Origin of the sequence: Dyella sp., from assembly GCF_035486915.1 — a bacterium.
Taxonomy (GTDB): Bacteria; Pseudomonadota; Gammaproteobacteria; order Xanthomonadales; family Rhodanobacteraceae; genus Dyella_B.
In genome coordinates this window covers 44,177-62,701 of the sequence record NZ_DATHMR010000178.1, presented here as the reverse complement: position 1 = coordinate 62,701, position 18,525 = coordinate 44,177, and the positions used below count along the sequence as shown (strand labels likewise).

General features: G+C 59.6%; 16 protein-coding genes. 9 read left to right on the top strand and 7 right to left on the bottom strand.

Features of this window, described 5'->3' with window-relative positions:
* Positions 1–367: 367 nt before the first annotated feature.
* From VK725_RS14705 to VK725_RS14680, 6 genes are all read right to left on the bottom strand, one after another.
* Positions 368–1,375 (bottom strand): NAD(P)H-quinone oxidoreductase, encoded by a 1,008-nt coding sequence (locus tag VK725_RS14705; RefSeq protein ID WP_325318805.1) that lies wholly within the window; start codon positions 1,373–1,375, stop codon positions 368–370.
* A 20-nt stretch (positions 1,376–1,395) separates the two neighbouring features.
* Positions 1,396–2,097: a pirin family protein gene (locus VK725_RS14700; RefSeq protein ID WP_325318804.1), complete on the bottom strand. Its 702-nt coding sequence runs from the start codon at positions 2,095–2,097 to the stop codon at positions 1,396–1,398.
* 326 nt (positions 2,098–2,423) lie between these two features.
* A complete protein-coding gene (locus VK725_RS14695) occupies positions 2,424–3,869 on the bottom strand; it encodes an MDR family MFS transporter (protein ID WP_414648514.1) in 1,446 nt (481 codons plus the stop codon).
* A 296-nt stretch (positions 3,870–4,165) separates the two neighbouring features.
* Complete coding sequence (locus VK725_RS14690) at positions 4,166–5,371, bottom strand: acetyl-CoA C-acyltransferase (RefSeq protein ID WP_325318802.1); 1,206 nt, start codon at positions 5,369–5,371, stop codon at positions 4,166–4,168.
* 141 nt (positions 5,372–5,512) lie between these two features.
* Complete coding sequence (locus VK725_RS14685) at positions 5,513–7,900, bottom strand: 3-hydroxyacyl-CoA dehydrogenase/enoyl-CoA hydratase family protein (protein ID WP_325318801.1); 2,388 nt, start codon at positions 7,898–7,900, stop codon at positions 5,513–5,515.
* A gap of 79 nt (positions 7,901–7,979) precedes the next feature.
* Complete coding sequence (locus VK725_RS14680; RefSeq protein ID WP_325318800.1) at positions 7,980–8,594, bottom strand: TetR/AcrR family transcriptional regulator; 615 nt, start codon at positions 8,592–8,594, stop codon at positions 7,980–7,982.
* Positions 8,595–8,826: 232 nt separating this feature from the next.
* Between VK725_RS14680 and ndk the strand changes: the two genes are divergently transcribed.
* From ndk to moeB, 8 genes are all read left to right on the top strand, one after another.
* On the top strand, positions 8,827–9,252 hold the full coding sequence (ndk, locus tag VK725_RS14675) for a nucleoside-diphosphate kinase (protein ID WP_126672265.1): 426 nt from the start codon (positions 8,827–8,829) through the stop codon (positions 9,250–9,252).
* Positions 9,253–9,264: 12 nt separating this feature from the next.
* Positions 9,265–10,383, top strand: a complete 1,119-nt coding sequence (gene rlmN, locus VK725_RS14670) for a 23S rRNA (adenine(2503)-C(2))-methyltransferase RlmN (protein ID WP_325318799.1) — start codon at positions 9,265–9,267, stop codon at positions 10,381–10,383.
* Positions 10,373–11,173, top strand: a complete 801-nt coding sequence (pilW, locus tag VK725_RS14665; RefSeq protein ID WP_325318798.1) for a type IV pilus biogenesis/stability protein PilW — start codon at positions 10,373–10,375, stop codon at positions 11,171–11,173. Before rlmN ends, pilW begins: the two co-directional genes overlap by 11 nt.
* Before the next feature lie 71 nt (positions 11,174–11,244).
* Positions 11,245–12,225, top strand: coding sequence for a RodZ domain-containing protein (locus VK725_RS14660; protein WP_325318797.1), 981 nt, complete (start codon positions 11,245–11,247; stop codon positions 12,223–12,225).
* A 153-nt stretch (positions 12,226–12,378) separates the two neighbouring features.
* Positions 12,379–13,029: a tetratricopeptide repeat protein gene (locus VK725_RS14655; protein WP_325318796.1), complete on the top strand. Its 651-nt coding sequence runs from the start codon at positions 12,379–12,381 to the stop codon at positions 13,027–13,029.
* Complete coding sequence (gene bamB, locus VK725_RS14650; protein WP_325318795.1) at positions 13,026–14,225, top strand: outer membrane protein assembly factor BamB; 1,200 nt, start codon at positions 13,026–13,028, stop codon at positions 14,223–14,225. Before VK725_RS14655 ends, bamB begins: the two co-directional genes overlap by 4 nt.
* Positions 14,226–14,243: 18 nt before the next feature.
* On the top strand, positions 14,244–15,638 hold the full coding sequence (der, locus tag VK725_RS14645) for a ribosome biogenesis GTPase Der (RefSeq protein ID WP_325318794.1): 1,395 nt from the start codon (positions 14,244–14,246) through the stop codon (positions 15,636–15,638).
* A 78-nt stretch (positions 15,639–15,716) separates the two neighbouring features.
* Positions 15,717–16,886, top strand: coding sequence for a molybdopterin-synthase adenylyltransferase MoeB (gene moeB / locus VK725_RS14640; RefSeq protein ID WP_325318793.1), 1,170 nt, complete (start codon positions 15,717–15,719; stop codon positions 16,884–16,886).
* Here moeB and VK725_RS14635 read toward each other — a convergent pair.
* A complete protein-coding gene (locus tag VK725_RS14635; protein ID WP_325318792.1) occupies positions 16,883–17,446 on the bottom strand; it encodes a GNAT family protein in 564 nt (187 codons plus the stop codon). The genes moeB and VK725_RS14635 overlap by 4 nt on opposite strands.
* Positions 17,447–17,513: 67 nt before the next feature.
* Here VK725_RS14635 and folD point away from each other — a divergent pair, with 67 nt between their 5' ends.
* A complete protein-coding gene (gene folD / locus VK725_RS14630; RefSeq protein WP_325318791.1) occupies positions 17,514–18,365 on the top strand; it encodes a bifunctional methylenetetrahydrofolate dehydrogenase/methenyltetrahydrofolate cyclohydrolase FolD in 852 nt (283 codons plus the stop codon).
* Positions 18,366–18,525: the final 160 nt, after the last annotated feature.

Below are 18,525 nucleotides of genomic sequence, written 5' to 3'. Positions count from 1 at the left end.
CCAGGACATCGCAAGGTTGAGCGTCCAAGAGTGTGACGAGCTGCGTCGAATCGGCAGCTGAGCCAATTCGCTGGATGGAGGATATGTCGTCGAGCGTGGACTCAATGCCCATCCGTATGACCGGATGGTCGCTCGCCACTGCTACCCGAATGTGATGGTCCATTCTGGTCGCGCCTTTTCGCCGTACAGCCCAGGGATATTAGCGCTTAACCAACGAGACAATCGTAGTACAAGGCGTCAGCTTCGGTCAGCTCAGGCATATAAGGGCTGTGATAACCGAAGTCGTGCGTCAGCGGTGAAGGTACCTTTCCTGGTGAGCCTTCACCGCATTGACACGGGCGCTTCGGCGCCCGTTTTTTTATGTGCATTACCAGCGTAAGAGGATCTTGCCGATATGCGCGCTGCTTTCCATTAATGCATGAGCACGCGATGCTTCATGCGCAGGGAATAGTTCATGGATGACCGGACGTATGCGTTTTTCAGCAAAGAGTGGCCAGACATGTTCGTACAAATTCGCTGCGATCGCCGCTTTGTAGGCGACCGATCGCGGACGCAACGTGGAGCCGGTAATACTGATTCGGTGCTGCATCAACTTATGAACATCGATCGTCGTCTTCGCGCCGCCGAGCGTGGCGATCAGCACAAGTCGACCGTTATCCGCGAGCGCATCCATTTCGCGCGGAATGTAATCGCCCGCCACCATGTCGAGAATCACATCCACGCCGCAACCATCGGTCAACGCTTTGATGCGTTCGACAAAATCTTCCGTGCGGTAATTGATGGCCTCGGCGCCGAGCGATTCGCACGCATTACATTTGTCGTCGCTTCCTGCTGTAGCGAAAACGCGATGACCCAATGCGTGAGCCAGTTGAATGGCGGTCACGCCGATGCCGCTGGAACCGCCTTGCACAAGCAGAGTTTCAGGCAAACCATCTTCATTGAGCCCGAGGTGACCGCGGTCGAAAACGTTGGTCCAGACGGTGAAATAATTTTCCGGTAGGGATGCCGCTTCGAGCGGACTTAATCCTTCGGGAGCCGGCAAGCATTGACCAAGCGGCGCCACGACGTATTGCGCATATCCGCCACCCGTCAGCAATGCACAAACAGAATCGCCGCGCTTCAGTCCGAATGGGTTGTGACCGCCGAAGTCGCCATCGATCAACTCACCACCCACTTCCAATCCGGGCAAGTCCGAAGCGCCGGGCGGCGGGTCGTACTTGCCCATACGTTGAAAAACATCGGGTCGATTGACACCCGATGCCGCCACCTTGATCAGTACTTCGCCGGGACCAGGTTGTGGAACAGGCCGCTGCGTGAGACGCAATACGTCCGGTCCACCGGGGTGGCTGATTTCGATGGCGTGCATCGACGGCATGCATGCAGCTCCTTTCGGTTTTATCGACTCGAATCCACCAGCACGAGTTCGGTGTCTTCAAGCGCCTTCACTTCGAGCACCGCTTCATCGCGAATGGCTGCGCCATCGCGAGCATTCAGGTGGGTGCCATTGATGTCAACCGAGCCTTTTGCGGGAACCAGATACGCGTAGCGATCTTTCGCCAGTGAATAATGTGTCGTTTCTCCAGCCTTGAGCGTCGCGCCGAGTACACGCGCGTCGGTGCGCAAGGGCAGGGCTTCGCCGTCTTCCTTGAAACCGCTGGCCAGCGGCACAAAGCGGCCCGAACGCTCACCGGCCGGAAACGGCTTGGTGCCCCACGACGGCGGCTGACCATGGCCATCCGGAATGATCCAGATCTGGAAGATGCGCGTGTCGCCCGACTCCAGGTTGTACTCAGCATGCGTGATGCCACTGCCTGCGCTCATCACCTGCACATCGCCCGCGACGGTGCGGCCTTCATTGCCAAGGTTGTCGCGATGCGTGATGGCGCCCTCGCGCACATAGGTGATGATTTCCATATCCGCATGCGGGTGCGGAGGAAAACCGGTTTGCGAGGCGATAGTGTCGTCGTTCCACACCCGCAACGCACCCCAGCCCATACGCTTGGGATCGTTATAACTGGCGAACGAAAAGTGATGTTTGGCCTTGAGCCAGCCGTGGTCGGCTCCGCCGAGGCTTTCAAAAGGGCGACGTTCGATCATGGGGACACCTTAGGTTTCATGGCAGATACAGGCAAACATAAGGGCGGTCAGGGCAGTGTAGAACTGTTGCCCGGGAAACAGTGTGTGTCGCGATTAGATAACGACCCTCTGAGGTCTCCCGCGTTTTGTCAGATGACTTCAACAGACTTAGCGGACCGTCCAAGCTGACCAGGATTTTTAGATTACCTTACCGTCATCCCAGCGGAAGCCGGGATCCAGCGTCTTTACCGTATCGAAGCCACTCGATCCCAGTTTTCACTGGGATGACGAGCGAATAACTGCGGAGCTCAGGATTCGTTCGGAAAGATTTTTCGCATGTTGACGTATTAGTGATCGTTCGAGCGCTGACGATGGCCGCTCATCTCGTGCCCCGCGTCATGCGCAAACGCCCGATGCCAGCGCGTGGAACTGAGCGATATCAGGGTGACGATCAGAAAGGCGGCCGAGAAGTTGAGCCGACTGGGCTCGGCGTTATTTGCCAGCGCCATGGTGAATTTCAGGATCAGCGCACCGCAGCACACACCGATGGAGAGCATCAGCTGCTGCAGCGTCGTGTAAAAGCTGTTGGCAGTGCTCACACGCTCTGTAGGAACGGCCTCGTAGGCCACGGTGTTGTATGCCGCAAACTGGAACGACATGAACGCGCCGCAACACACTAACAACCCGAACATCAACCAGAAAGGCCACGTGGGCTGGAAGAAAGCGCAAACCGCATAACCCAGGCTCGCTAGTACGCCGTTGTAAACCATAGCGCGGCGATAACCGACCCAGCGCAGAATGCGTGTGGTGAAGCCACGTGCCAGCAGCGCACCCAACGATGTCGCCAGAATCAACTGACCGCTGCGTACCGCGGAGAAACCGAAGCCGATCTGGAACAGCAGCGGCAGCAAGAACGGCTGCGCACCTTGCGTGATACGCATCAGCGAGCCGGAAATGACCGACAAGCGGAACGAGTCGATGCGCAGCAACGTCAGATCGATCACCGGATCGACGCGACGCTTTGCATACCAGACATAGGTCATCAGCGATGCGGTACCCAGAGATATCAGTGTCACCGAGTGAAACAGGTCGGTGTTTTCACCGATCAGCTCCAATCCGAACAACAGACAACCCAGTCCGATGCTGCACAACGCAAAGCCGGGCCAATCGAAACGCGAGGGCCGCACAGCGCATTCCACCACCGGGATGTACCGCCTCACGAGCCAATAGCCCAACACACCGATCGGCACGTTGATGTAGAAAATCCAGCGCCAATCGAGATATTCGACAATAAAGCCGCCAAGTGGTGGCCCGGCCAATGTGCCGAGAATCGCGGGCATCAACGTCCACGTCATCGACGAAATCAGATGGCGGCGTTCCACGGTCCGCAGAATCACCAGACGCCCTACCGGCGCCATCATCGCGCCGCCTGTGCCTTGCAGCAGTCGCGACGCCACCATCATCGGCAGGCTGTGGGTGAGCGAACAGAGAATCGAACCGATTATGAAAACGATAATCGACGAATTGAAGACGCGCTTGGCACCGAAGCGGTCCGCAATGGTGCCGCTGACTGGAATGAGGATGGCCAGCGCAAGCAGGTAGCTGGTCACGGCAACGCTCATCGCCGGTGCCGACACCTGGAAATCGCGCGCCATGGTGGGTAGGGCCGTGGCGAGAACTGTGCCGTCGACCTGCTCAAGGAAGATGGCGCATCCCACGATCAGGGAAATGACGCGGTAATCGGGGAACACCGGCTGCGAAATCGCCGGTGCGTCGACCTTTTCCTCACTCAAGACGGTCACGAATGCGTTCCTGGGGCGTGCGCAACCGTTCTACACCGATGGGCGGCGGAGTTTGGAAAGTGCACTCAAAATGCGGCGCCCGGGGTTGTGCGTCGCAGCATGTTTATTATTCGCCGGTTCGTTTTCCGCAGCAAGGGTAAGACGGCCTATCGTCCGATGTTTTGGGTCACGGTTTATCTCGCCGACATGAAAGGCAGTCCTTGTCTTTGTTGAGGTGGTGGAACTTCCAAAAAACATGGCGCCTTTGAGGGCGCCATGTCGGGTGTTGCGAGGTTTCAAGAAGGATTTCAGAGGGCTTCAAAAATTCCGGCCGCGCCCATGCCGGTCCCGATGCACATCGTGACCATGCCGTACTTCTGTTTGCGACGACGCATGCCATGCAACAGCGTGGCAACGCGAATCGCACCAGTTGCGCCAAGCGGATGACCCAGCGCAATCGCGCCTCCGAGCGGGTTGACCTTCGCCTTGTCCAGGCCGAGGTCGCCGATCACCGCGAGCGCCTGCGCCGCAAACGCTTCGTTGAGTTCGATCCAGTCGAGCTGATCCTGCTTGATGCCGGTCTGCTTGAGCGCTTTGGGAATCGCTTCCTTCGGGCCGATACCCATGATGTCCGGGCGTACGCCGGCCACGGAATAACCGACAAAACGTGCGAGCGGTTGCAGGTTGTATTCCTTGATCGCCTGTTCGCTGGCGAGCAACACCGCACCGGCGCCATCCGACGTCTGCGACGAGTTACCCGCCGTCACGGTGCCGCCGAACTGGCCGTTACGGAAGACAGTCTTCAGCTTCGACAACACGTCCATGGTGGTGCCGGCGCGGGGGCCTTCGTCGATGGTGATCGTACGGCTATCGGTCTTGATGCCGCGCGATGCGAGATCGGGGTAGTGATCATCCAGCTGGAACGGGGCGATTTCTTCCTTGAATTCACCGGCGGCAATGGCGGCCAGTGCGCGACGATGGCTTTCCACCGAGAACTCGTCCTGCTGTTCGCGAGAGACTTTCCATTGCTTGGCGACGTTCTCGGCGGTGATGCCCATGCCATAAGCGATGCCGATATGTTCGTTGTCAAAGATGCCGGGGTTCATCGCTATCTTGTTGCCCATCATCGGCACCATGCTCATGCTCTCGGTACCGCCGGCAATCATGATGTCGGCTTCGCCCAGACGAATGCGGTCGGCCGCCATCGCAACAGCTTGCAGGCCAGAGGAGCAGAAGCGGTTGATGGTGACGCCCGGCACCGTGTCTGGCAGATCGGCGAGCAGCAGGCCGATGCGCGCGACGTTCATGCCTTGCTCGGCTTCGGGCATCGCGCAGCCGATGATGACGTCGCCAATGCGACGCGGATCGATGTTGGGTGCCTGCGCCATCACGGCACGGATGACGTGCGCGAGCATGTCATCGGGACGGGTGTTGCGGAATACGCCACGCGGCGCCTTGCCGACCGGTGTGCGGGTGGCGGCGACGATGTAGGCGTCTTGCACTTGCTTGGTCATGGTCTTTACTCCGTGGCGTCGCGCGAAGGGCAGCGACGCGCTTTGTTTTGTTCGTCATCCCAGCGCAAGCTGGGACCCAGTGTCTTTAATCGATGTGCGGAAAAGTCGCTGGACCCCAGCGTTCGCTGGGGTGACGAGCGTTTAGTTCCTCAGCGGTTTGCCAGTGGTCATCGTGTGAGCGATGCGCGCCTGCGTCTTCTGGGTTTGGGCGAGTTCGACGAAGTGCTTGCGCTCCAGATCGAGCAGCCATTCCTCATCGACCAGCGAACCGCGTTCGATCGCGCCGCCGCACAAGGTGTCGGCGATACGCGTTGCGATCTCGACATCGTGTTCGGAAGCAAAGTAACCGGCCTGCAAGTTGGCAAGCGACGCCCTGAACGTGGCGGTGCCCACATCGCCAGCCACCGGAATGGTGCGGGCGTAGAGCGGTGCGCGCCAGCCGCTTTCGGCCAGCGAGATTGCCACTTGCTTGGCGACGTAAAGGAGCTCATACGCGTTGAACACCACAACATCGCTGTCGCGCAACAATCCCGACTGTTTGGCTTCGAGCGCGCTGCCGGACACCTTCGCCATCGCGATGGTCTCGAAGATTTTCTTCAGCGCCTCGAACGGATCGGTTGGATTGGCTTGCGCCGCGCGCACGGCCAGTTCATGCAAACCGCCGCCCGCCGGCAGCAGACCGACGCCGGCTTCGACCAAGCCGATGTAGCTCTCCAACGCAGCAACTGTGCGCGCCGAATGCATCTGGAATTCGCAGCCGCCGCCGAGTGCGAGACCACGCACCGCAGAAACTACCGGCACCAGCGAATGCTTGATGCGCATGCTGGTGCGCTGAAAGTTCTCGACCATCTTGCGGAAGTCGTCGATCTTGCCAGCCTGCAGCAGACCCAGCGCACCCTTGAGATCGGCACCGGCGGAGAAGGGCTCGCCGGTTTGCCAGATGACCACCGCCTTGAGCTGCTCTTCGGCGATGCCGATCGCGTGCTGGATGCCATCGAGTACGAAATCGTTGACGGTATTCATCTTCGTCTTGAACGAAATGATGCCCACGCCATCGTCGCCAAGCGTCCACAGACGAACGCCGTCGTTTTCCCACACGGTGGTGCCCTGATCGAACTTCTCGCCGAGGATCGGATCGGGGAACAGCTGACGCTTGTAGACCGGGTGCTGGGAACGCGGCTTATCCGTGTTGGACGAGGCCGAGTACGAACCGTTCTTGCCGTGCACGCCGGTGCGGCCGTCCGTCACCCACTTCGGTAGCGGCGCCTTGCTCATCGCCTTACCGGCATCGATGTCTTCCTGGATCCACTTCGCTACCTGTTGCCAGCCAGCGGCCTGCCAGGTTTCGAACGGGCCGAGCTTCCAGCCGTAACCCCAGCGAATGGCAAAGTCGACATCGCGGGCGGTGTCGGCGATATCGGCCAGGTGATAGGCGGTATAGTGGAACAGATCGCGGAACGTGGCCCACAGGAATTGCGCCTGCGGATCGTTCGAGGCGCGCAGTTTGCCGAACTTCTCGGCCGGATCCTTGATGGCAAGGATGGCCGCAACCTCATCCGACGGTTTCTGTTCGGAAGGCCGATAGTCGCGCTTGGCGACATCGAGCACGACGATGTCCTTACCCGCCTTCTTGTAGAAACCTGCGCCCGTCTTCTGCCCCAGCGCACCTTGTTCGATCAGGCCGCTCAACCATACCGGTGCCTTGAAGTATTCGTGCCAGGGGTCGTCGGCCAGCGTGTCGTTCATCGTCTGGATGACGTGCGCCATGGTGTCCAGACCGACCACGTCGGCGGTGCGGTAGGTCGCACTTTTCGGACGACCGACGGCCGGCCCGGTCAGCGCATCGACCGTATCGAAGCCGAGTTTGAACTGCTCGGTGTGATACATCGTGGCTAGCATCGAGAAGACGCCGATGCGGTTGCCGATGAAGTTCGGCGTGTCTTTCGCATAAACAACCCCCTTGCCGACCGTCGTGGTCAGGAACGCTTCCAGGCCTTCCAGCACGTTCTTGTCGGTGAGCCTGGTTGGAATCAGCTCGACCAAGTGCATGTAGCGCGGCGGATTAAAGAAGTGCACGCCGGTGAAGCGGTGACGCATGTCTTCGGGCAGCCCCTCGGCCAGACCGTTGATGGAAAGGCCCGAGGTGTTGCTCGCAAGGATCGCCGTCTTGGACACGTGCGAAGCGATCTTCTTGTAGAGATCGAGCTTCCAGTCCATTCGCTCGGCGATCGCTTCGATCACCAGATCGACGTCTTTGAGGTGTTCAAGATCATCGTCGTAGTTGGCCGGAATGATGGCCGCCGCACGCGTGCTGTCGGCGAGCGGGGCAGGCGAGAGCTTTTTCAGGTTCTCGATGGCCTTGATCGCAATACCGCTCTTGGGACCTTCCTTGGCGGGCAGGTCGAACAATACGGTTTCGACGTTGGCATTGGTCAGGTGCGCGGCGATCTGCGCGCCCATGACACCGGCGCCGAGCACTGCGGCCTTGCGGATGCGCAGCGCTGGCTTCGATGAAGATGGAGCGGTCATTGGCTTCTCCGAGGGTACGAAAGCGAAAAACAGGGAACGAAACGGTTTGGGGGTGACCACGAGGGCCGGTCGTACGAATTCAGGGGGCGCTGAGGCCTGCCGCGGCAAAACGGATCAGATGGGCGGCAGTCTGCTCGCGATGTGTGACTTCACTGACATCGCTTTTGCGCTGGATGATGCCGAAGCCGGACATGGCGTGGGTCAGGGCACCGGTCACCAGGTCGATGCGCCAATACAGCTCTTCTTTGCTCAGGTGCGGCAGCATCCGGGCGAATTCCGTGGTGAACTGGCGCATCACGTGGCCGTAGTTGTCCGACAGGAACTTGCGAAGGGAGTCGTCGTGCTCGGCGAAGGCACGCGCCAGCACGCGCATGAAAAGACCGCCGCCGCCCTCGTGGGAAAGGTCCAGGGCGGGGCGAATAAAGGCCCCCAGGAGGTCTTCCAGCGTGGTTTCGGGCTGGCCGGCAATCTGCCGCAAGGCAGCCATACGGCGGGCATTGAGCTGGTCCAAGCGCCGTTTGAAGACCTCCTCGACGAGGTTGTCCTTCGAGCCAAAGTGGTAGTTCACCGCGGCCAGATTCACCCCCGCTGCGGCAGTCAGCTGCCTGAGGGAAGCACCTTCGAAACCACGCTGGGCAAACAGTGCTTCGGCAGCGGTGAGGATGCGTTCCTTGGTATTCGCTGAGCTATTCACGAGGGTGCGGCCTGTCGTGTGAAATCAAACGATCGTTTGAGCATACGCGCGATGCCGCGGAACAGTCAAACGATCGTTTGGAAGGGCGGCTTAGCGGGGTTGCTTATGGGCTAGAATCTGTCAAACTTTCGTGAGCTAAATCCGCATTTCGTGACGCATTTAGTTCTAAATTCAGCTGACTGAACCGTCAGACCGCCCACTAAAAATAATCCGTATACCCGGAGCAGACCGTATGGCGCTGGAGCGCACCCTTTCCATCATCAAACCTGACGCTGTCGTCAAGAATGTCGTCGGTGAAATCTACGCTCGTTTTGAAAAAGCGGGTCTGAAAGTTGTTGCAGCAAAAATGAAGCATCTTTCGCGTAAAGAAGCGGAAGGCTTTTATGCCGTGCATCGCGAGCGTCCGTTCTTCAATGCGCTGGTCGAATTCATGATCTCCGGTCCGGTCATGATTCAGGTGCTGCAAGGGGAGAATGCGATTCTCAAGAATCGCGAATTGATGGGTGCCACCAATCCGAAGGACGCGGCCAAGGGCACCATCCGTGCCGACTTCGCCGATTCCATCGATGCGAACGCCGTGCATGGTTCGGATGCCGCAGAAACCGCTGCTGTCGAAATCGCGTACTTCTTCGCAGCAACTGAAGTTTTCCCGCGTTGAGGTCGTGATGTCGTGAGCCAGGTGGAAAAAGTCAATCTGCTCGACTTCGATCGCCAAGGGTTGCGCGAGTTTTTCGCGCAGCTCGGCGAGAAGCCTTATCGTGCCGAGCAGGTGATGAAGTGGATGTATCACCACCTGGAAGACAACTTCGAAAACATGACCGATGTGGGCAAGGCGCTGCGCGCCAAGCTCGAAGCCTCGTGCTACATCGGTCCGCCCAAGACGCTGTTCGACAAGGCCGCTGCGGACGGCACCCATAAATGGCTGCTTGGTATGGACGGCGGAAACGCCGTCGAAGCCGTTTATATCCCGGAACCCACGCGCGGCACACTGTGCGTTTCCTCGCAGGTGGGTTGCGGTTTGAACTGCCAGTTCTGTTCGACGGCTACGCAGGGTTTCAACCGCAATCTGTCGACGTCCGAAATCATCGGCCAGATGTGGGTAGCGGCGAAGTATCTCGGTAACGTCACGCACCAGAACCGCCGCATCACCAACGTGGTGATGATGGGCATGGGCGAACCGTTACTGAATTTCGACAATGTCGTGAAGGCGATGAGCCTGATGCGCGACGACCTTGGTTTCGGCCTCGCCTCCAAGCGCGTGACGCTCTCGACGGCGGGTCTGGTGCCGATGATCGACAAGCTGTCCGAAAGCATCGACGTATCGCTTGCCGTGTCGCTCCACGCCACCAACGATGAGCTGCGTACGGAACTTGTGCCGCTCAACAAGCGCTTCCCGCTTGCCGAACTCACGGCCGCGTGCCAGCGCTGGATCGCGCGCAAGCCGCGCACGTCGATCACGTTCGAATACACGCTGATGAAGGGCGTGAACGATCAACCTGAGCATGCGCGTCAGCTGATCAAGTTCATGCGTCGTCTGCCAACGTGCAAGGTCAATCTGATTCCGTTCAATCCGTTCCCTGGTACACGCTTTGAACGTTCCGATAAGGAAGTGATTCATGCGTTCCAGACGCAACTGTTGAACGCAAACATTCTCACCATGCTGCGTCGCACGCGTGGTGACGATATCGATGCCGCTTGCGGCCAGCTCAAGGGTCAGGTGCTCGACCGCACCCGTCGCCAGGCCGAATTCCGTAAACGTCTGGAAGAGGATGCAGCGCATGCGGCGTAAGGGGATACTGCTCGGTCTCAGTGTGGCGATGTTGCTGGCGGGTTGCCATCGACAGGGTGTTGTGAATCCCGTGCCGCCGCCCAGCGATCCCAAGCTGCCGCAAGAAACCAAGGCCCAAAAAGCCGAAGGCGCCGCAGATGTGCATACGCGCCTGGCGCAGCACTATATCGATATCGGCAACCTGCAAGGCGCGCTCGAGAAGATAAAGATCGCCGCCAATGACGATCCGACCTACGTGCCGGCACAGACGGTGATGGCGTACATCTACGAGCGCATCGACGACATGCCGAACGCGGAAATTCATTACCGCAGGGCCGTGGAGCTCAAGCCCAATCAGGGTGACGTCAACAATAATCTGGGCCAGTTTCTGTGCAGGACCGGCAAGGTGCAGGAATCCTTATCGTATTTCTCCAAGGCTGTTGCCGATCCTTTCTATCAGACGCCGGATGTTGCGCTTACCAATCAGGGCGTTTGTCAGCTGAAATTGAACGATCGCGCGGGAGCGGAAGTCAGCCTTCGCCAGGCCGTGCAGCGCAATCCCAACAATGCCAATGCATTGCTGCAACTCACCGATGTGCTTTACCTCAATAATGACCTGTTCCACGCCAGCGCCTTCATGCAGCGCTTTGATTCGGTAGGCCAGCCGAGCGCCGATTCCTTGAAACTTGGTTATGACATTGAATCCCGTTTGGGCAACACGGAAGGCGCCCAGAATTACAGTAAACGGCTACTCAGTCAGTTCCCGGATTCGGAACAGGCACAGGCCCTCAATCAAACAACACGCCCATGATTTCCGAGCCGTCCAATCCGGCGGGCCAGGAGGACGCAACCTCCCCGGCACCTGCTACGACCGCAGTGAACATGGAACAAAACACTGCCGAATTCCGCTTCAATGAAGCACCTGGCTTTGGTTCGCGTCTGCGCGCTGCGCGTGAGGCGAAAGGCCTTGATCTGGAAACGTGCGGCCACGCTCTGCGTCTTCCGTTGCGCGTTCTCAAACAGCTGGAGAACAGCGAGTTCACCGGTAACGATTACCAGGTTTATATCGGCGGTTATATCCGCAAATACGGTCGTTACCTGAACATCGACGACAACGAAATTGAAGAAGCCGTCGCACGCCTCAAACCTGAGCAGCCTCCTCTGGTGGCGACGGGCGGCATTTCGCATTCGCGTTATCTGCTTGATCGCTATGCGACAGCGGCAACGTATGTCGTATTGACGATGGTTATTGCTGTGCCCACGGTGTGGCTTGGCATGCGCGGCACGCTGACTCACGACATGAGCCATCTGGCGCCGCTCGATGCGACCCCTGTTGCACAACAGGATGCGCCACCGCCGGCCGCTCCGGCAGCTTCGTCGAGCGCCGCAGAAAAAATTGCAAGCAGTGCGACGCTGGCCCAGCAGACAGCATCCGTCGTACCCGCTGCCACGCCAGCGACAACGTCGTCCGCCGCTGCGCACCCTTCGGAGCAACCGTTACTGGCTTCGATGGTGCCGGTACCGAACCTCGACAGCGATGCCAACGCAACGCCGTCAGCGGCCAGCACCAATCCCGCGGCCGTCGGCAGTGGCAGTCATAGTCTGACGCTTAACCTGTCCAACAGCAGTTGGGTGGAAGTGATTGGCAAAGATGGCTCGCGTCTTGAATACGGTTTGCTGCCTGCCGGTACGGTGAAGACCTATCGCAGCGACCAGCCGTTCGAAGTGCGCATTGGCAATGCCACCGGCGCACAGGTAAATCTCGACGGACAGCCGATGACGCTGGACCCATACCGTCACTCAAACGTGGCGCACTTCCGCGTCGACATTCAGGATGGCAAAGCGGCGCCGGCTGGCGCCTGAGGGCACGTTTGGCGCCCCTAGACCGATCCCTGATCGGTTATGCTTGCGCATTGCCCACCCGCAAGGTGGGCCGTGCTGCCTGTTGCCGAATGTCGGCGACTAAAGAACACCCCAACTGGCGCCTGACGGCGTCTCTCGCGATACGGTGATTGCATGGCATTTGATGCATACGACGACTACGAACAGAGCGAACGCGTACAAAAATGGCTACGGCAGAATGGCCTGTCGATCGTCGTGGGTATTGTCATTGGTCTGATCGGCATCTTCGGCTATCAGCAGTGGCGCAATCACCAAGTTTCCCATCAGGCCGCCGCATCGGGCATCTACCAGCAGCTTCAGGCCGTTATTGATAGCGGCAACACCGCCGCATCGGACAGTCTCGTTCAGCAGCTGATGAACGATTACTCCGATTCGCCGTACGCCTTGTTCGCCGTCAGCGACCGCGCGCGTCGCCAGGTGGAAGCAAAAGATTACGACAAGGCACTGGACTCGCTTGCATGGGCTGAACAGCACGCGCCCAGCCCGTCGTTGAAAGCGCTGGTGGAACTGCGTATCGCGCACGTGCAGCTTGGCAAAGGCGATGCACAAAACGCTTTGGCGGCGCTCGACCGCATGCCGCCGGACAGCTACACGGTCGTAAGTCAGGAACTACGCGGCGACGTGCTGGTCAAGCTTGGACGGCCGGACGATGCCCTCAAGGCATATCGGGCCGCCGTAAAGGCTTTGGGCCCCGAAGCGCAGCAGGGTAATGAAGTGCAAATGAAAATCGACGATCTGGCCACGGCCGGGAAGCAGGGTGCATGAAACGTTTTTGGCTGATCGTAGCGGCAGGTTCGCTGGTAGCTCTTGCGGGCTGCCATTCCTTCAAGAAAGAAAACATCCAGCCGCCGACGCCGCTGGACAAGAAATTCCAGCCGACGGTTCAGGTGACCAAGGTCTGGTCGACGCGAGTCGGTCACGGCGCCGGTAATAGCGGTGTGCGTATGGAGCCCGCCGTGGTGGATGGCGTGATCTATGCCGCCAGCACCGACGGTGCTATTGGCGCCTACGACGCTGCCACCGGCAAGACCATCTGGGAAAAGAAGCAACGCACTCATGGGTGGTTCGGCTGGGGCGACAAGAATCGTCCGGACGCCGTCTACGCCGGCGGCCCGTCCGTTTTCGGCGACCTGTTGGTTATCGGCACCCTCAACGGTCATGTCTATGGCTTGAATACGAAGGATGGCAGCGAGCGCTGGCATGTCGCGTTGCCCTCTGAAGTGATCGATGGCCCCACCATCGCTGGCGATCTGATCATCGTGCGCACGCAGGATGGTCGCGTGTACGGTCTCGATAGCAACAGCGGCGATCGTCGCTGGGTGAACGATCAAGGCAACGTTCCGTTGCTCAGCCTGCGCGGCAATGGCCCGATGCTCGCTGCCAACGGCGTGGTGTTCTTCGGTAGCGATGACGGCAAGCTGATCGCCTTGCGCCAGGACAACGGCGACAAGCTGTGGGAACAGAAGCTCGCCAGCGGTGAAGGCCGCACTGACATCGAACGCATGAACGATGCGGATGGCGCCGTGATTCTCGATGGCACCAGTCTCTACGCTGCTGCCTACCACGGCAGCCTGACATCGATTGATGGTCCCAGCGGCCGTCCCTTGTGGGCACGCCCGTTCTCCACGTACACATCCCTGTCCATCAGCGGCAACAGCCTTTTCGCTGCCAATGAAGAATCCCAGGTCTGGGCATTCGACAAGAGCAGCGGTGCCGACATGTGGAAGAACGACGCGTTGCGTTATCGCTGGGTGTCGGCACCGGCCGTGCAGGGTAACTACATTGTGCTTGGCGACATCGAAGGTTACGTGCACTGGCTGCAGACGAGCGACGGCGCACTAGCCGGCCGCGAACGCCTGTCCAAGAAGGCCATTCGTGCGCAACCGGTGGTTGTGGGCGACTTGGCTTATGTGATCGATGTGCAGGGTCATCTCGTCGCCTATCGCCTCGGCGCGAAATAATCCCTGGAACCATGATTCGTGCTCCCCGTCATCGCCCTGGTCGGTCGTCCCAACGTCGGTAAATCGACCCTTTTCAATGCGCTGACGCGTAGCCGTGACGCCTTGGTCGCTGACATGCCGGGCGTCACGCGCGATCGACATTACGGTGTCTGCCGAACGGGCGAGCGGCCCTTCGTTGTTGTCGACACCGGCGGCTTGTCCGGTATCGAGGACGGTATCGACGCACTGACTGCGCAACAAGTGCGCCTCGCTATCGACGAGGCGCAAGTGCTCGTCTTTGTCGTCGACGCACGCGACGGCTTGTTGCCGCAGGATCGCTACATTCTTGATGAGCTGCGTCGTAGCGGCAAACCGATCATCGTGGGCGTCAACAAGACCGACGGTCTTGATGAGGAAAACGCGCTGGCCGAATTTGCGGGCTTTGGTATCGCCATCACCCTGCCGCTGTCTGCAGCACACAATCGTGGCACAGAAGACCTGATTGCTGCGGCGCTTCCGCTTCTGCCGGAAGACGTACATGAAGAGCTGGCGCCCGACGATGCGGGCATTCGAGTCGCGATCGTCGGTCGCCCGAACGCTGGCAAATCGACATTGATCAACCGCTTACTCGGTGAAGATCGACTGATCGTTTCCGACGTCGCCGGCACCACGCGCGATCCCATCCGCGTACCGCTTGAGCGTGACGGCAAGCGTTACACCTTGATCGACACCGCTGGCGTTCGTCGCAAGGCGCGCGTCGAGGAAGGCGTCGAGAAGTTCAGCGTCATCAAGACGCTTCAATCAATGGCGGCGGCGCAGGTTGTCGTCGTCATGATCGACGCTCGCGAAAACCTCGCCGATCAGGATCTCACCCTGATCGGTCACGCCATCGACGAGGGCAGGGCGCTGGTTATTGCCGTCAACAAGTGGGACGGCATGGATACGTATCAGCGCGAACAATGTCAGCGCGCACTGGAGCGCCGGCTTGTATTCGTCAACTGGGCCAAGCAGGTTTTCATCTCGGCGTTACACGGTTCGGGTTTACGCGAGCTGATGCGTGCGATTGTGCGTGCACACTCCTCGGCCACACGCGAGCTGGGATCGTCGGATCTCACACGCACGCTGGAACGGGCCTACGAAAGCTACCAGCCACCGCTGGTACGAGGCCATGCGCCGAAGTTGCGCTTTGCGCATCCCGGCGGCAGCAATCCGCCGACGATCGTCATTCACGGTAGTCGCACAAAACATATCGCGCCCGCTTATCGACGTTATCTGGAAAACTTCTTCCGCCAGCGCTACAAGCTCGAAGGCACGCCGATTCGTATCGACTTCCGCGATGGCGACAACCCCTTCGCCGGCAAAAAGAACGTTCTTACGGAAGGACAGCAGCGCAAGCGCCAACGCATGATTCGCGAGATGAAGCGCAGGCGTTAAAGGCATCGGCCCGTGTCGGGGGATTGCCCGGCATCGCCCTTGCGTCAGGTACCGCTATCCCCACGGTACAATGCATCCATGAGCGAACCTCTCGACCGAGACTCCTGGTTGGCCGCACTACGTCAGAGCGTGCCGGAAATTTCCCCCGCCGACGCATTCAGCCGGCAAGCCCAAGGCGCATTGTTGATCGACGTGCGCGAAGACAACGAGCGCGCCGCCGGACTTCCCGCGGGTGCGTTAGGTATATCGCGGGGCTTTCTCGAACTTCGTATCGAAGATCACGAACCGGATCGCGCGCGTCCCATTCTTACGCTTTGCGCCAGCGGCCGACGCTCTTTGCTGGCAGCCGAAACCTTGCAGCGCATGGGGTATCGCGATGTTGCCTCCGTTGCCGGTGGTTTCCAGCGCTGGAGTAGTGAAGGGTTTCCCATCGCCACAGGCAACCTCGACGCCGATGCGGTAGAGCGCTACGCCCGTCAACTGCGATTGCCGCAAATCGGTGAAGCGGGGCAACTGAAATTAGGCAACGCGAGCGTTGTGCTGCTGGGCGCAGGAGGACTGGGCGCACCTGCAGCGCTCTATCTCGCCGCCGCAGGCGTCGGCCGACTTACGCTTGTGGATGACGATCGCGTCGAACGCTCGAATCTGCATCGCCAGGTCATTCACGCCGATGCACGCGTAGGCATGGCCAAGACAGAGTCGGCACGCATGACGCTGGCGGCGCTCAATCCACGCATCCAGATCGAACTGCGCAACGAGCGTCTTCAGGCCGACAACGTCGAGCGCTTGCTTGTCGGGCACGATCTGGTGATCGACGGTGCCGATAATTTCCCCGCGCGCTATTTGCTGTCTGCCGCGACACGTCGTTTGAACATGCCGATGGTCTACGGCGCCGTCGAACGCTTCACCGGTCAGGTCAGCGTGTTCGATTCGCGCAAGCCGGAATCACCGTGCTACCGCTGTTTGTTCCCCGAGCCGCCAGCTGCCGAAGACGCGCCCAATTGCAGCGAAGCGGGTGTTCTGGGCGTATTGCCGGGTATCGTGGGTCTCTTGCAGGCAACGGAAGCGTTGAAGCTTATCCTGGACCTCGGCGAGCCATTGACAGGTCGCCTTTTGACTTTCGATGCACTCGGCATGCGTTTTCGCGAGACCCGATTGCCACGAGATCCCGCGTGCCCGGGCTGCGGCCCGAACGCGGTGTTCAATGGCTACGACGATATCGTGCAGTGGTGTACTGCGACAGGCTAGGCAAGATCACTCGGAATCAGACCATAGACCACGGCGTCTTCGGACTGACCATGTAGAAAGATGCGTTGGCGTGCGATGCCCTCTCGTTGAGCTCCGATACGTTCCGCGCAACGCTGGCTTGCAAGGTTGCTGACCGCCACGACGAGCTCAATACGCTTTAGTGCCACTGCTTGGAAACCGAACGCGATCACGGCGCGTCCGGCAAGCGCGGCATAACCGTTGCCGGTGGCAGAGGAGCGCAACCAGTATCCTAGATTGGCGCTCAAGTCGTCCTCGTCGATACGGTTGAGCCGGATGTCGCCGAGCAATCGGCCCAGCGTGTCGAGCACGGCAAACGAAAAGTATTCACCCTTGTCCCACGCCTCGATACACGATGCGACCTTCTTCAGCGCCTCGTCCATGTCGTAGCCGGTGTTGCACCAGGGCAGCCATCGGCCGACGCTCTCAACCGATTCTTGTATCGCTTCGAGCAGCGCGGGAGCATCGTCGTGATGCCAAGGGCGCAGGATCAGTGGAGGAGCGTCCAGCGTGACCGGACCGGGGCGGAGCAGTTCGGACATTGCGGCGTGTTTGTGTGAGCGAAGAGTAGTCGGGATAATGTCTCACTTTGAGGGGCAGGAAAACACCATGAACGCACGCATCCTCGACGGCAAACGCATCGCGCAGGAAGTACTGGAGCGGATCGCCAAACGCGTGAGCGAACGCAAGGCTCAGGGTCTGGACGAGCCCGGCCTTGCCGTCGTGCTGGTCGGTAACGATGCAGCCTCTTCGGTCTACGTGCGCAACAAGCGCAAAGCCTGCCATCAGGTTGGCTTCCGTTCCTTCGATTACGACCTGCCATCCACCACGACGGAAGCGCAGTTGTTCGCGCTGATCGATCGGCTCAATGTAGATCCCGCCGTGCACGGCATCCTGGTGCAATCGCCGCTGCCCGATCACATCGACGAAGACGCTCTGGTGGATCGCATCGATCCGAACAAAGACGTGGATGGCTTCCAGGCCGTCAACGTCGGCCGGCTCGCCTTGCGTCGTTTCGGTCTACGGCCATGTACGCCCAAGGGTGTGATGACGTTGCTCGGCCATACCGATCGCCCCGTGCGTGGACAGCATGCCGTAGTAGTAGGTGTATCCAATCACGTCGGACGCCCTTTGGTGCTCGAACTTCTGATCGCCGGCTGCACGACCACATGCTGCCATCGTTTCACACACGATCTGGAAACCTACGTGCGGCAGGCGGACATCCTGGTTGTCGCCGTTGGCAAACCCGGCTTGGTCAAAGGCGAGTGGATCAAACCCGGCGCGGTGGTCGTGGATGTCGGCATCAATCGTCTGGAAGACGGACGTCTCGTCGGCGACGTGGACTTCGACATCGCCGCGCAACGAGCCAGCTGGATCACGCCGGTGCCAGGCGGGGTGGGCCCCATGACGGTGGCGACCCTGATGGAAAACACGCTGGAAGCGGCCGAAGCACGCCGGTAGCGCACGCCGATAAATGAAAACTATGGTTGCGGCCAAACGCCGCCATGGTCGATCGGATACTGCCAAAACCAGGGGTATTTCCTGAAGATTTGGCTCATGGAGTCTGTCCCGGCGCATTTCAAGCAGTCGCGCAGCAAGCCGCTCCCGCGTATAATCCTCT

What these genes read in the sequence shown, in the direction of transcription:
- ndk (WP_126672265.1), top strand. Translation starts at nt 8,827, where the DNA reads ATGGCGCTGGAGCGCACCCTTTCCATCATCAAACCTGACGCTGTCGTC.
- moeB (WP_325318793.1), top strand. Translation starts at nt 15,717, where the DNA reads ATGAGCGAACCTCTCGACCGAGACTCCTGGTTGGCCGCACTACGTCAG.
- VK725_RS14655 (WP_325318796.1), top strand. Translation starts at nt 12,379, where the DNA reads ATGGCATTTGATGCATACGACGACTACGAACAGAGCGAACGCGTACAA.
- pilW (WP_325318798.1), top strand. Translation starts at nt 10,373, where the DNA reads ATGCGGCGTAAGGGGATACTGCTCGGTCTCAGTGTGGCGATGTTGCTG.
- VK725_RS14660 (WP_325318797.1), top strand. Translation starts at nt 11,245, where the DNA reads ATGGAACAAAACACTGCCGAATTCCGCTTCAATGAAGCACCTGGCTTT.
- VK725_RS14700 (WP_325318804.1), bottom strand. Translation starts at nt 2,097, where the DNA reads ATGATCGAACGTCGCCCTTTTGAAAGCCTCGGCGGAGCCGACCACGGC.
- folD (WP_325318791.1), top strand. Translation starts at nt 17,514, where the DNA reads ATGAACGCACGCATCCTCGACGGCAAACGCATCGCGCAGGAAGTACTG.
- VK725_RS14705 (WP_325318805.1), bottom strand. Translation starts at nt 1,375, where the DNA reads ATGCCGTCGATGCACGCCATCGAAATCAGCCACCCCGGTGGACCGGAC.
- VK725_RS14685 (WP_325318801.1), bottom strand. Translation starts at nt 7,900, where the DNA reads ATGACCGCTCCATCTTCATCGAAGCCAGCGCTGCGCATCCGCAAGGCC.
- VK725_RS14690 (WP_325318802.1), bottom strand. Translation starts at nt 5,371, where the DNA reads ATGACCAAGCAAGTGCAAGACGCCTACATCGTCGCCGCCACCCGCACA.
- bamB (WP_325318795.1), top strand. Translation starts at nt 13,026, where the DNA reads ATGAAACGTTTTTGGCTGATCGTAGCGGCAGGTTCGCTGGTAGCTCTT.
- VK725_RS14635 (WP_325318792.1), bottom strand. Translation starts at nt 17,446, where the DNA reads ATGTCCGAACTGCTCCGCCCCGGTCCGGTCACGCTGGACGCTCCTCCA.